Origin of the sequence: Paraburkholderia sp. RL18-101-BIB-B (assembly GCF_046026985.1) — a bacterium.
Classification (GTDB): domain Bacteria; phylum Pseudomonadota; class Gammaproteobacteria; order Burkholderiales; family Burkholderiaceae; genus Paraburkholderia.
This window is the reverse complement of record NZ_JARESV010000008.1, coordinates 54,590-67,960: the sequence shown is the minus strand read 5'-3', so window position 1 is coordinate 67,960 and position 13,371 is coordinate 54,590. Positions and strand designations below refer to the sequence as shown.

The following is a 13,371-nucleotide window of genomic DNA, read 5'->3' as shown; positions in this document are numbered from 1 at the left end:
ACCGTTTTACAGACAGATCATGGAAGAACAGGACCGCGTCGCCGTCATGCAGCAATTCGGCCGCACATATCGGGCGTTCATGTCGGCTTTCGAGGCGCACGTCGGCCATCCGTTGCCGCGCTGGCGCATTCTGCTCGCGCTGCACGAGCAGGCAGGCGAGTCGTCGCAGAAGCGGCTGGTGGAGCGCTTGCGCGTCGATCCGGGCGCGTTGACACGGCAACTGAAAACGCTGGAAGGTATGGGCTGGATCGCTCGCAGCATGGATACGCGCGATAACCGCGTGACCAACGTGCGCCTGACCGAAGCGGGGCAGTCGGCAACGGAAGCCAGCTTGCCGCGTCGCAACGCGTTTATGCATGACACGATAGCCGTGTTGCCGGACGACGCGCTGAACGCGCTGTCGGGTGCATTGAAGATGCTTGAGGCGAGGATCAGCGAAGTGGCGGCGACGGCTAGCGCAGTTGAGGCTGTCGCTCAAACATCCGAGATAGTGGGCAATGAAGCGCCGCGCCAGCCTTGATCTGCCGGACGGGCACGGTTAAACAAAGTCACCTCGTCGGAGCGGCGCGAAAAACCCGCCCTTCCGCAACACCACGAAAGGCGCGCCTCGTTGCCCGAGAACGCGCCGTTCGCAAAACCCATCAGAAGAACGTTTCAATCACTTCCGTGACGCGATACGCCGGATCGACCACCAGCACCTGACGCCATTTGTCGAACGTCAGACACGGATGCGAGATGTCGAACGCGATCATGTCGCCCACTTTCAGGTCAGCGCCTGCGGGAATCCGCAGATACGCGTGCTGGTCCATCAAGCCGAAAATCTCCCAGCCTTCGCTCGCAGCGATATCGCGCGGTGCTTCGGTGCCCGGACGATAGTGGCGCGCCGGTTCCGGCATGCCGGCGTCGAACGCGGAATCGCGCTTGCCGAGACCGATGATCGCGCGATCCGGTTCGGGAATCGACTGTACATACGCCCACAATTGCAGCGCGGGAAGCAGCCCTTCGCCCATTTTCTTCGCGACCGGATTGCGCGCGAAAATTTCCGTCTGCGCCTTGCGATAGATGCCAACGTCGTGTGTCAGATAGCAGCCGGGACGCAGTACGACCTCGACCTTGCCGGTCTCCGACGCCTTCACGAATTCTTCCGCGACCACGTCGTACCAGGCCGAACCCGCGCCCGACAGCACCGCCGGCGTACGCGCAAAACGGCCTTGCTCGACGAGTTCGCGCGTGACCGCGACCGCGCTTTGCAGAAACTCGCGCACTTCGTGTTCTTCCTTGAGCACGCCTTCATACAACTCGACGCCGGCGAGCTTCAACGTGTCCGGATAGCGTGCAATCGCCTCGAGCACTGCGTTGCGCTGCGCCGCGTCGCGCACGCCCGTGCGCCCACCCGGCACGCCGAGTTCGAGCAGCACTTGCAACTGCTTGTTCACCGACTTGAAAAACTCGCCCAACTGCTCGACGCCTTCAACCGAATCGACGAGGCAGAAGAATTCGAAATCCGAATCGCTCAGCAACTCGGCAACCATCATCATGTTGTGACGGCCGACTAGCTGGTTGGCCATGAGAACACGCGAAACGCCGCCGTGATAAGCCGCGCGCACCTGATGCGCGGTGGCGAGCGTGATGCCCCACGCGCCGTTTTCGAGCTGACGGCGAAACAGCTGCGGCGCCATGGTGGTCTTGCCGTGCGGCGCGAGCTTGACGCCGTATTCCGCGACGAATGCCTGCATCCACTTGAGGTTGTGCTCCACGCGGTCCGCGTACAGCACGGCGGCCGGCAGGCTCACGTCTTCGTTCAGCAGGTTCCACTCGAGGCGCGCGGCATCCGTGAGTTGGATACTGGTGCCCGGAACCATGCCCAAGCCCTTGCTATGAGGATCAATCGTTGCGCCCTGATAGTTTGTAACTTTCATGTCTCCCTGCTCCATCGTCCAGTTAAATTGAATCAAAGTTGACTTTACCATGTTACCGAAAGTACGATGGATGAAGAAATGTTATTTAGTACCACGGTTGGGCGGAGGCGGGTTATAAGCCTTCGCGCGGCCTCCCACAGTCTGCAATGAACTTAACCGCCGAACCGCTGGCTTTCGACATCGTCGCGCGCATTGCCGAATGCGCGCCGGAATTGCGCTCGGCTGAACGCAAGGTCGCCGCGCTGATTCTCGACGATCTGACGGGCGCCTCGCGCGCCAGCATCGGCGCGCTCGCGCAGCAGGCGGAGGTGAGCGTCGCGACCGTGACGCGCTTTGCCAAGGCGGTGGGCTGCCGCGACGTGCGCGAGCTCAAACTGCGGCTCGCGCAGGCGGCCGCCGTCGGGCAGCGTTTCCTGAAGGCCGGCGGTCCGAACGACGCGCCCGAGCCGATCGCGACCCGCGTGTTCGACGAATTGCAAACCGCGCTGGCGCACAACCATCAATTGCTGCGCCAGGCGCCGCTCGGCGACGCGGCCGCCGCCTTGCGCGGCGCGCGCATGATCTACGTGTTCGGCATGGGCGGCGGCTCGACCGCGCTCGCCGACGAGATGCGCTTCCGGCTCGTGCGTCTCGGGCGGCCCGTGGCGACCTATCAGGACGGCTTGCTGCAACGCATGGTGGCGAGCACCGTGTCGCGCGAATGCGTGGTGATCGCGCTCTCCACCACCGGGCGCGTGCCCGAGATGGTCGAGAACTGCAAGATCGCGCGCAGCTACGGCGCAACCGTGATCGCGCTGACCGCGCCGGCGTCGCCATTGGCGCGACTCGCCGATTGGGTGATTCCGATCGTGGCCTTTGAAACTGATTTCATTTACAAGCCGTCGTCGTCGCGCTACGCGATGATGATGGCGCTCGATGTGCTCGTCACCGAACTTGCCGTCAGTCAGGGTGACGAGAGCCGCGAATTGCTGCGCCGCATGAAGCATGCACTCGACACGCACCGCGGCGGCGGCGATCGACAACCGTTAGGAGACTGATCCATGCACTCGCATCCCGAAGCCGCTGATACGCTGATCGTCGGCGCGCAACTGTATGACGGCACGGGCGCGCCGCCTGTCGAACGCGACGTCGCGGTTCGCGACGGCCGCATCGTCGCGATCGGCAATCTGTCGAACTGGCTTGCCGAAGAAGTGATCGAGGCCGAAGGCCGCGCGCTGGCGCCGGGCTTCATCGACGTTCACACGCACGACGACACGCACGTGATCCGCTCGCCGCAAATGCTGCCGAAGATCACGCAAGGCGTGACGACGGTGATCGTCGGCAATTGCGGCATCAGCGCGTCGCCGGTTGCGCTGAAGGGCGATCCGCCCGATCCGATGAACCTGCTCGGCGAGCGCGACGCATTCCAGTACCCGACCTTCGCCGCGTATGTCGAAGCGGTGAACGCGGCGCGGCCGGCGGTGAACGTCGGCGCGTTGATCGGGCACACGGCGTTGCGCAGCAACCAGATGGACCGGCTCGACCGCGCGGCGACACCGCAGGAAATCGACGGCATGCGCGCACAGCTCGAAGAAGCGTTGGCCAACGGCGCGCTGGGTCTGAGTTCAGGGCTCGCATACGGCTCGGCATTTTCGGCGCCGACCGAAGAAGTGATGGCCTTGGCCGAACCGCTCGCCGCGGCCGGCGCGTTGTACACCACGCACATGCGCACCGAATTCGACGCGATTCTCGACGCCATGGACGAGGCGTATCGCGTGGGCCGTCACGCGCACGTGCCGGTGGTGATTTCGCATCTGAAGTGCGCGGGTCCGTCGAACTGGGGACGCAGCGAGGAAGTGCTGAATTCGCTCGAAGGCGCGCGCCGTCTGCAGCCGATCGGTTGCGATTGCTATCCGTACAACCGCAGTTCGTCGACGCTCGACGTGAAGCAGGTGACGGGCGATATCGACATCACGATTACGTGGTCGGAGCCGCATCCGGAGATGGCGGGCAAGCTCGTGAAGGAGATCGCGGCGGAGTGGGGCGTCTCGCAGCAGGAAGCGGGCAAGCGTCTGCAACCGGCGGGCGCGGTGTATCACAACATGTCCGAAGAGGACGTGCGGCGCATCCTCTCGCATCCCGCGACCATGGTCGGCTCAGACGGGCTGCCGAACGATCCGCTGCCGCATCCGCGCTTGTGGGGCGCGTTTCCGCGTGTGCTCGGCCACTACGCGCGCGACGCGGGCTTGCTGCCGCTCGAAGAGGCGGTGCGCAAGATGACCAGCTTGTCGGCGCGTCGCTTTGGTCTGGCGCAGCGCGGCGAGGTGCACATCGGCTATCACGCCGACCTGGTGCTGTTCGACCCGGCCAAGGTGCGCGACGCGGCGACGTTCGAGAACCCGCAGCAGGCCGCCGACGGCATCGACGCGGTGTGGGTGAACGGCGTCTTGACGTATCGCAATGGCGAAGTGACGGGCGAGCGCGCCGGGCACTTCGTGGCGCGCGGCGCGGCATCGAAGGGTGACGCGCACGGCGCGTTCTGATTATTTGCCCGATTGAATGATTAATTGATTGATTGCGGCGCGCGCGGCGATTCTGCCGGACGCGTGCCGGACTTTTTGAGGAGTGTGATGATGAAGCGATATGGTGTTGAAGGCGGGAAGGGAACGGGCGGTCAGCATATGCCGTTTGCGCGTGCGGTCGAAGCGGACGGCTGGCTGTTCGTGTCCGGACAGACGCCGATGGAAAACGGCGAAGTGATCAATGGCGGCATCGTCGAACAATCGCACAAGGCGATTCAGAACGTGTTCGCGATCCTGAAGGAAGCCGGCTATGGCGCGGAGCATGTGGTCCGCTGCGGCGTGTGGCTGGATGACCCGCGCGACTTCGCGTCGTTCAACAAGGTGTTCCGCGAGTATTTTGGCGAGAACCCGCCGGCGCGCGCCTGTGTCGTTTCTTCGATGGTGATCGACTGTCGCGTTGAAGTGGACTGTGTGGCTTATAAGAAGCCCACGGCCTAGCTCTGAATACTTAGCCAGTTTCATTCGCCGCGGAATCGCATCGGATTCCGCGGCGAACACGCTGCTATTTACTGCCGCGCCAGCCGCATATTGTCAGGCATCGGCAAGTTGTAATTCGTGCGGAACGGATTGATATCCAACCCGCCGCGCCGCGTATAACGCGCATACACCGCGAGCTTCACCGGCTTGCAGGCCTTCAGCACATCGATAAAAATCCGCTCGACACACTGCTCGTGAAAACCAGTGTGATTCCGATACGAGATGATGTAGCGCAGCAAGCCCGCGTGATCGATCTGCGGGCCCACGTAATGAATCTGCACGCTACCCCAATCGGGCTGCCCCGTCACCGGACAATTCGATTTCAGCAAGTTGGAGAACAGCGTTTCTTCGACCGGTGCCTCATCCAGCGCCGCTTTCAGCAAGGACGCGTCCGGCTGATAAACGTCGGTATCGAGATCCAACCGATCCAGCGACAAACCCTCGAATTCTTCCATCTGCAATTTGCCGAACTCATACGGCGCGGCCAGATGAACGGACACGCTCGCACCGCACGACGCGGACACATCGCGCTTGATCGTGTCGCGCACCGCCTCCATCGACTCGAACGCGGTCTGCGCGAATGAGCCGAGGTAGAGCTTGAACGATTTCGACTCGACGATATTCGGCGAATCCGCCGGCACGAAGAACGTCGCCACCGCGATTTGCGGTTTGCCGCGCGCATTCAGCCACGACAACTCGTACGCATTCCAGATGTCCGTGCCGAAGAACGGCAACTGCGCGCCGATGCCGATCGCCTCGCGCGCATTTTTTCGCGCGATCGGAAACAGCAAAGAAGCGTCGTATTGTTCGGTGTAAGTGGAGGCCTTACCCAGCGGTGATTGTTCGGGTGTCATGATGCGTTCACGATGCCACTCAGCACGTGCCCCGTCGCCGTCACGACGCGGGCCGATTCGCAGTGGCCAATTTGGTCGTCGAAGAAAAAGTCCGGCTCGAACTCGCGCAGGAATGCGCTCTTGTCGAGGCCGCCGAGGAACATCGCTTCGTCGATTTCGATGTTCCATGCCATCAAGGTGCGGATCGCGCGCTCGTGCGCGGGCGCCGAGCGCGCCGTCACCAATGCCGTACGAATATGCATCGGCGCGGCTTCGTCCGCGAGTTTTTGCAACCGGTGCAGCGCTTCGAGTAACGGCTTCAAGGGGCCGTCCGCGAGCGGCAGATCCTTGTTGTGAATCTCGTGGCCGACGAATGCGCGCAAGCCGTCCTTCTGGAATACGCGCTCGGCTTCGTCGGAAAACAGCACCGCGTCGCCGTCGAAGGCAATGCGGATTTCGTCCGGATACTTGCTCGCCATTCTCGCCGATTCGGGCAAGACTCGCGCGGCGGGAAATCCGGCGGCCAGCGCGTCGCGCACGTCCTGCTGATTCGCGGACAGAAACAGCGACGCGTTCAACGGCTTCAGATAGCCGAACGGCGCGCGTCCGCGCGTAAACACTCCGCGCTCGATGGCGAGCCCATGCTCGCGGCACGAGTGGAACGCGCGCAGTCCGCTGATCGGATCGCTGCGCGAAAGAATCACCACTTCGACGCGATGACCGCTGGTGTTCAAGGCCAGCAGCTTGCGGATCAGCGGAAACGCCACACCCGGTTTGGCGGGCACGGTCAGGCGGTCGCGCTGCAACGCTTCATAGGCCTGCAGGTTGCCTTCCTCGTACACGCGGTTCTCTTCCTCGAAGTCGAACAGCGCGCGCGACGAGATTGCCACCACCAGTTTGTCGACAAGCGAAAGAGCCATCTGCGCGTTTCAGTCCTAAGTAATCAAGCGAGGAACAGGCGATATACCGGGTTCTGCGTCTCTTCCCAGTTCGGATAACCGAGCGTGGCGAGAAACTTGTTGAACGCTTCATTCTCGCTGTCCGGCACCTGGATGCCGACCAGAATCGAACTGTAGTCCGCGCCCTGGTTGCGATAGTGGAACAGGCTGATATTCCAGTTCGGCGCCATCGACGAGAGGAATTTCATCAGCGCACCCGGACGCTCGGGAAACTCGAAGCGGAACAGACGTTCGTCGTGTGCCAAAGGCGAGCGCCCGCCGACCATGTAGCGGATGTGCTGCTTGGAGAGTTCGTCGAACGTCAGGTCGACTGTGGCGAAGTCGTGCGCTTCAAACGCGCCCGCGATCTGCGCCGACTCGCTGCGATTCCTGATCTGCACGCCCACGAAGATATGGGCGGAGTTCGCGTCCGCAATGCGGTAGTTGAATTCAGTGACGCTGCGCGTGCCGACCAGTTCGCAAAAGCGGCGGAAACTGCCACGCTCCTCAGGAATCGTCACGGCGAACACCGCTTCGCGCGCTTCACCGACTTCGGCGCGCTCGGCCACGAAGCGCATGCGGTCGAAGTTCATGTTCGCGCCCGACGTGATCGCGATCAGCGTCTGGTTCTCGATGCCTTCGCGTTCCGCATACTGCTTGGCGCCAGCCACCGCGAGCGAGCCGGCGGGTTCCAGCACGCTGCGGGTGTCCTGGAAGACGTCCTTGATCGCGGCGCATAGCGCATCGGTATTCACGAGCAGCACGTCGTCGAGATATTCGCTGCACAGGCGGAAGGTTTCTTCACCGACGAGCTTCACCGCTGTGCCGTCCGAAAACAACCCGACCTCGTTCAGCGTGACGCGCTCACCGGCTTTCAGCGACGCCGCCATCGCGCACGAATCATCGGTCTGCACGCCGATCACCTTGATCTCCGGGCGCACCGACTTCACGTACGCGGCGACGCCCGCCGCCAGTCCACCCCCGCCGATCGGCACGAAGATCGCGTGAATCGGGCCCTGATGCTGGCTGAGAATTTCCATCGCGACGGTGCCCTGGCCGGCGATCACATACGGATCGTCGAACGGATGCACGAAGGTCAGGCCGCGCTCTTCCTGCAGTTTCACCGCGTGTCCGTAGGCGTCGCTATACGATTCGCCGAACTGCACGACTTCGACAGTGGGACCGCCGTGCGCGCGCACCGCATCGACCTTCACCTGCGGAGTCGTCACCGGCACGACGATGATCGCCTTCACGCCCATGCGCGCCGCCGACAGCGCCACGCCCTGCGCATGATTGCCCGCCGACGCCGTAATCACCCCACGCTCCAGCGCCTCGGCCGGAATATGCGCCATCTTGTTGTACGCGCCGCGCACCTTGAACGAGAACACCGGCTGGTTGTCCTCGCGCTTCAGATAAACCGGATTGCGCAGACGTGCCGACAGATTCGGCGCGCGTTCGAGTTCGGTCTCGCGGGCCACGTCGTAGACGCGCGCGGTCAGGGTTTTTTTCAGGTAGTCGTGGGAAGCCATGCGGGCGGCGCGGAGCGCTTGGTGAGACGGGAAAGGGTCAATGATAGCGCCAACGGTGTACGCTCAGGCCCTCGGCTGATGCACTGGCGCCGCGCCGTACAGCGCCGCCCGACCGTTCGGTTGGTCAATCCGGCAGGTGGGGGCCACCTTACGATTCGCCACGAAAGTGCCCAAACCCCCGCCGCTGTTCCGATTTCAGCCGTCAACGCGTGGCGGGATCATGCGGTAGAATTCCATTTTGGAATAAGGATCGGAAGATGCACTGGCAGCCTCGGATCGCCCACTTGATGCCCGCCCCGCGTGAGTCTTGCCCCGCGGCGGAGCGTCACGTCCGCCACGCACGATCGTGTAGTTATATCTGAGCGCCGCGAAGCGACCGGTGTGGGTTTGGCCGTCGGTCGTGCTTCGCTCCCCAAGAAGATTTCCAGCATTGCGCGCCACGCGCACCGTCAGCCGACGCCTCATCGATGAGCGCGCCGGGTTGACCTACCGAGTCGTCCGACATGAACGCACCTCAAGTTTTCGATCCGCACGGGGCCGCCGCCGCGGTGGCCACCGATCCCGAAGCGCGTCTGCGCGAAATTCCCTACAACTACACGTCGTTTTCCGATCGCGAAATCGTCATCCGTCTGCTCGGCGACGAAGCCTGGGCTGTGCTTGCCGAATTGCGTGCGGAACGCCGCACCGGCCGCTCGGCACGAATGCTGTACGAAGTGCTCGGCGACATCTGGGTAGTGCGCCGCAATCCTTACCTGCAAGACGACCTGCTCGACAATCCGAAGCGCCGCGCGATGCTGATCGAAGCGCTGCATCACCGTTTGAGCGAGATCGAAAAGCGCCGCCGCGCCGATCTGACCGAACACGGCGATGAAGCGGGCATCGACCGCGCCGCTCGCGTGGAAACGCTGGTGCAGGCCGCGCGCCGCGCCGTCGACGAATTCGCCAGCGAGTTTCAGAAGACCTATGACCTGCGCAAGCGTGCGACCAAGGTTCTGGGCAAGGTCACGGAAAAGGACAACATCAAGTTCGACGGTCTATCGCGCGTCTCGCACGTAACCGACGCGACCGACTGGCGCGTCGAATACCCGTTCGTCGTGCTCACGCCGGATACCGAAGCCGAGATCGCCGGCATGATCAAGGCGTGTTTCGAACTCGGTCTGACCGTGATTCCACGCGGAGGCGGCACGGGCTACACAGGCGGCGCGGTGCCGCTCACGCCGTTCTCGGCCGTCATCAATACTGAAAAGCTCGAACAACTCGGCGCGGTCGAAATGACCGAATTGCCGGGCGTCGACCGTAAAGTCGCGACAATTTTCTCCGGCGCGGGCGTGGTTACGCGCCGCGTGACCGAAGCGGCCGAGCAGGCCGGCTTCGTGTTCGCCGTCGATCCGACCTCGCTGGATGCATCCTGCGTGGGCGGCAACGTCGCGATGAACGCGGGCGGCAAGAAGGCGGTGTTGTGGGGCACGGCGCTCGACAATCTCGCCTGGTGGCGCATGGTCGACCCGGAAGGGAACTGGCTCGAAGTCACGCGCCTCGAGCACAACATGGGCAAGATTCACGACATCGAAGTCGCGCGTTTCGAGCTCAAATGGTTCGACGGCAACTACGCGCCGGGCGAAAAACTGCTGCGCACGGAAGCGCTCGACATCAAGGGCCGCGTGTTCCGTAAGGAAGGTCTCGGCAAGGACGTCACGGACAAGTTCCTCGCCGGTCTGCCGGGCGTCCAGAAGGAAGGCTGCGACGGGCTCATCACCTCCGCGCGCTGGGTGCTGCACAAGATGCCGGCGCACACGCGCACCGTCTGCCTCGAATTCTTCGGCCAGGCACGCGACGCGATTCCGAGCATCGTCGAAATCAAGGACTATCTGTTCGAAACGTCGAAGCAGGGCGGCGCGGTTCTCGCCGGCCTCGAGCATCTGGACGAGCGCTATTTGCGCGCGGTCGGCTACGCGACCAAGAGCAAGCGCAACGCGTTTCCGAAGATGGTGCTAATCGGCGACATCGTGGGCAACGACGCGGACGCGGTCGCGCAAGCCACCTCGGAAGTCGTGCGCATGGCCAACGGCAAGAGCGGCGAAGGTTTCGTCGCGGTCAACGCCGAGGCGCGCAAGCGTTTCTGGCTCGACCGCAGCCGCACGGCCGCGATCGCCAAGCACACCAACGCGTTCAAGATCAACGAAGACGTGGTGATCCCGCTCGATCGCATGGGCGAGTACACGGACGGTATCGAGCGCATCAACATCGAGTTGTCGATCAAGAACAAGCTGCAACTGGTCGACGCGCTCGAAGCGTTCTTCCAGGCCGGCAAGCTGCCGCTCGGCAAGAGCGACGACGCCAACGAAATTCCGAGCGCCGAACTGCTCGAAGACCGCGTGCAGCAGGCGCTCGATCTGCTCAAGCGCGTGCGCACGCGCTGGGAATTCCTGCGCGACAAGCTCGACCTGTCGCTGCGTGAGGCGCAGCACTATCTGGTCGGTCTCGGCTACGAAGCGCTGGCGGAGAAGTTCGCCGACCGCGCGGATGCGCAGCCCGACGCCACCGTGTTCCATGTCACGCAGGACCGTACGATCCGCGTGTCGTGGAAGCAGGAGATCCGCGCCGAACTGCGGCAGATCTTCAACGGCGGCGAGTTCAAGCCGATCCTCGACGAAGCCCAGGCGATCCACAAGCAGGTGCTGCGTGGCCGCGTGTTCGTCGCGCTGCACATGCACGCGGGCGACGGCAACGTTCACACGAACCTGCCGGTCAACTCCGACAACTACGAGATGCTGCAGGACGCCCACACGGCGGTCGCGCGCATCATGAAGCTGGCGCGTTCGCTCGACGGCGTGATTTCCGGCGAGCACGGCATCGGCATCACCAAGCTCGAATTCCTCACCGACGAGGAGATCAGCGAATTCCGCGCCTACAAGCAGCGCGTCGATCCGCATGGCCGCTTCAATGCGGGCAAGCTGCTCGAAGGCGCCGACCTGCGCAACGCCTACACGCCGAGCTTCGGCCTGATGGGCTATGAATCGCTGATCATGCAGCAGTCCGATATCGGCGCGATTTCCGAGTCGATCAAGGACTGCTTGCGCTGCGGCAAGTGCAAGCCGGTATGCGCGACCCACGTGCCGCGCGCGAACCTGCTGTACAGCCCGCGCAACAAGATTCTCGCCACTTCGCTGCTGGTCGAGGCGTTCCTGTACGAAGAGCAGACCCGCCGCGGCGTGTCGATCAAGCACTGGGACGAGTTCAACGACGTCGCCGATCACTGCACTGTCTGTCACAAATGCGTGACGCCGTGTCCGGTGAAGATCGACTTCGGCGACGTGACCATGAACATGCGCAACCTGCTGCGCAAGATGGGCAAGAAGAAGTTCAACGCGGGCAACGCGGCCGGCATGTTCTTCCTCAACGCGACCAACCCGCAGACCATCAACCTCGCGCGCACCGCGATGATGGGCATCGGCTACAAGGCGCAGCGCCTCGGCAACGACGTGCTGAAGAAGTTCGCGAAGAAGCAGACGGCGCACCCGCCGGCAACCGTCGGCAAGCCGCCGGTCACGCAGCAGGTGATCCACTTCATGAACAAGAAGATGCCGGGCAACCTGCCGAAGAAGACCGCGCGCGCGTTGCTCGACATCGAGGACAACAAGATCGTCCCGATCATCCGCAATCCGAAGACGACCACCGCCGACACGGAAGCCGTGTTCTACTTCCCGGGCTGCGGCTCCGAGCGGCTGTTCTCGCAGGTCGGTCTCGCCACCCAGGCCATGCTGTGGGAAGTGGGCGTGCAAACCGTGCTGCCGCCGGGCTACCTGTGCTGCGGCTATCCGCAACGCGGTTCGGGCCAGTACGACAAGGCCGAGCAGATCGTCACGGACAACCGCGTGCTGTTCCACCGCGTCGCCAATACGCTGAACTACCTCGACATCAAGACGGTGGTGGTGTCGTGCGGCACATGCTACGACCAGCTCGCCGGTTACGAATTCGAGAAGATCTTCCCGGGCTGCCGGATCATCGACATTCACGAGTTTCTGCTGGAGAAAGGCATGAAGCTCGACGGCGTGAACGGCGTGCGCTACATGTACCACGACCCGTGCCACACGCCGATCAAGACGATGGACCCGGTCAAGCTCGTCAATCAGCTGATGGGCTCGGAGAAGGACGGCTACCAGATCGAGAAGAACGATCGCTGCTGTGGCGAATCCGGCACACTCGCGGTCACGCGTCCAGATATTTCGACGCAGGTGCGCTTCCGCAAGGAAGAGGAGATCCGCAAGGGCGCGGCGAAGCTGCGCGGCGTTCCGCTCGTCGCTGAAGCGGGCGCGAACGGGATCAATCCGGCCAATGCATCGGCCGGCTCGGCGGGTGCGCCGAACGGCTCCGTGCTCAAGGCCGGCGACGGCCCGCAGCCGAAGGGCGCCACCGACGTGAAGATCCTCACGAGCTGCCCGTCTTGCCTGCAAGGTCTGTCGCGTTACAACGAAGATGCGGGCATCGAGGCGGATTACATCGTCGTCGAGATGGCACGTCACGTGCTCGGTGAAGACTGGATGGTCGACTACGTGCAGCGTGCGAACAATGGCGGAATCGAGCGCGTGCTGGTTTAATGGCACGACCGACGATTTTTGCCTGAGGACGACGATGGATTGCGTTTTTTGCCGTGAAGATGGCGGCGATGTGCTGTGGCACGACGACACCTTGCGTGTCGTCCTCGCCGACGAACACGATTACCCGGGCTTTTGCCGGGTCATCTGGAACGAGCATGTGGCCGAGTTTTCCGACCTCGACGGAAACGACCGCGATCGCGTGATGAAGGCCGTGTATGCGGTCGAGCGCGCGATCCGGCGCATCCTGCAGCCGGTCAAGGTCAACCTGGCGAGCCTCGGCAACCAGGTTCCGCACGTGCACTGGCACGTGATTCCGCGTTTTTCGAACGACGCTCATTTTCCGCTGCCCATCTGGGCGCCGCGCCAGCGCACGGTGTCCGAAGCCATGCTGTCGTCGCGCCGCGCGCAAGCCACCTTGCTGCGCGAAGCGGTGCGGCAGGAAATCGAACAGGCGCTGGGTTGAGCGACCGCGCACCTATCGTGTCGTGCGTTTGCGGCCGAGGGAGCAGGGAAACT

At 63.2% G+C, this 13,371-nt stretch carries 10 protein-coding genes; 6 read left to right on the top strand and 4 right to left on the bottom strand.

All coding sequences use genetic code 11. From position 1 onward, the window contains the following. Window positions 1-19 precede the first annotated feature (19 nt). Window positions 20-520: a MarR family winged helix-turn-helix transcriptional regulator gene (locus P0D73_RS14695; RefSeq protein ID WP_408284224.1), complete on the top strand. Its 501-nt coding sequence runs from the start codon at window positions 20-22 to the stop codon at window positions 518-520. 121 nt (window positions 521-641) lie between these two features. Here the strand turns inward: P0D73_RS14695 and P0D73_RS14690 are convergent, their stop codons facing one another. Next, window positions 642-1,919 (bottom strand): amino acid deaminase, encoded by a 1,278-nt coding sequence (locus tag P0D73_RS14690; protein ID WP_408431776.1) that lies wholly within the window; start codon window positions 1,917-1,919, stop codon window positions 642-644. A 146-nt stretch (window positions 1,920-2,065) separates the two neighbouring features. Between P0D73_RS14690 and P0D73_RS14685 the strand changes: the two genes are divergently transcribed. From P0D73_RS14685 to P0D73_RS14675, 3 genes are all read left to right on the top strand, one after another. Next, the gene (locus P0D73_RS14685; RefSeq protein ID WP_132376080.1) at window positions 2,066-2,956 is read left to right on the top strand and encodes a MurR/RpiR family transcriptional regulator; all 891 of its coding nucleotides are present in this window, start codon (window positions 2,066-2,068) and stop codon (window positions 2,954-2,956) included. Window positions 2,957-2,959: 3 nt separating this feature from the next. Further along, window positions 2,960-4,441, top strand: coding sequence for an N-acyl-D-amino-acid deacylase family protein (locus tag P0D73_RS14680; protein ID WP_408178309.1), 1,482 nt, complete (start codon window positions 2,960-2,962; stop codon window positions 4,439-4,441). Between the two features lie 90 nt (window positions 4,442-4,531). Beyond that, complete coding sequence (locus P0D73_RS14675; RefSeq protein WP_007179354.1) at window positions 4,532-4,918, top strand: RidA family protein; 387 nt, start codon at window positions 4,532-4,534, stop codon at window positions 4,916-4,918. A gap of 68 nt (window positions 4,919-4,986) precedes the next feature. On the opposite strand, the gene queF is transcribed toward P0D73_RS14675, so the two are convergent. Genes queF through ilvA form a run of 3 tightly spaced genes read right to left on the bottom strand, consistent with a single transcriptional unit; the run spans window position 4,987 to window position 8,257 of the window. Next, the gene (queF, locus tag P0D73_RS14670; RefSeq protein WP_408178310.1) at window positions 4,987-5,811 is read right to left on the bottom strand and encodes an NADPH-dependent 7-cyano-7-deazaguanine reductase QueF; all 825 of its coding nucleotides are present in this window, start codon (window positions 5,809-5,811) and stop codon (window positions 4,987-4,989) included. Continuing rightward, window positions 5,808-6,710 carry a 5'-nucleotidase gene (locus P0D73_RS14665; protein ID WP_132376077.1) on the bottom strand — a complete coding sequence of 301 codons (903 nt, stop codon included), beginning with the start codon at window positions 6,708-6,710 and terminating at the stop codon, window positions 5,808-5,810. The genes queF and P0D73_RS14665 overlap by 4 nt, the downstream gene beginning before the upstream one ends. 23 nt (window positions 6,711-6,733) lie before the next feature. Beyond that, window positions 6,734-8,257, bottom strand: a complete 1,524-nt coding sequence (gene ilvA, locus P0D73_RS14660) for a threonine ammonia-lyase, biosynthetic (RefSeq protein ID WP_408431774.1) — start codon at window positions 8,255-8,257, stop codon at window positions 6,734-6,736. 503 nt (window positions 8,258-8,760) lie between these two features. Here ilvA and P0D73_RS14655 point away from each other — a divergent pair. Then, complete coding sequence (locus P0D73_RS14655; RefSeq protein WP_408284235.1) at window positions 8,761-12,855, top strand: DUF3683 domain-containing protein; 4,095 nt, start codon at window positions 8,761-8,763, stop codon at window positions 12,853-12,855. Between the two features lie 34 nt (window positions 12,856-12,889). Beyond that, entirely contained in the window at window positions 12,890-13,318 is a 429-nt protein-coding gene (locus P0D73_RS14650) for an HIT family protein (RefSeq protein WP_132376074.1), read from the top strand. The last annotated feature ends 53 nt before the right edge of the window (window positions 13,319-13,371 follow it).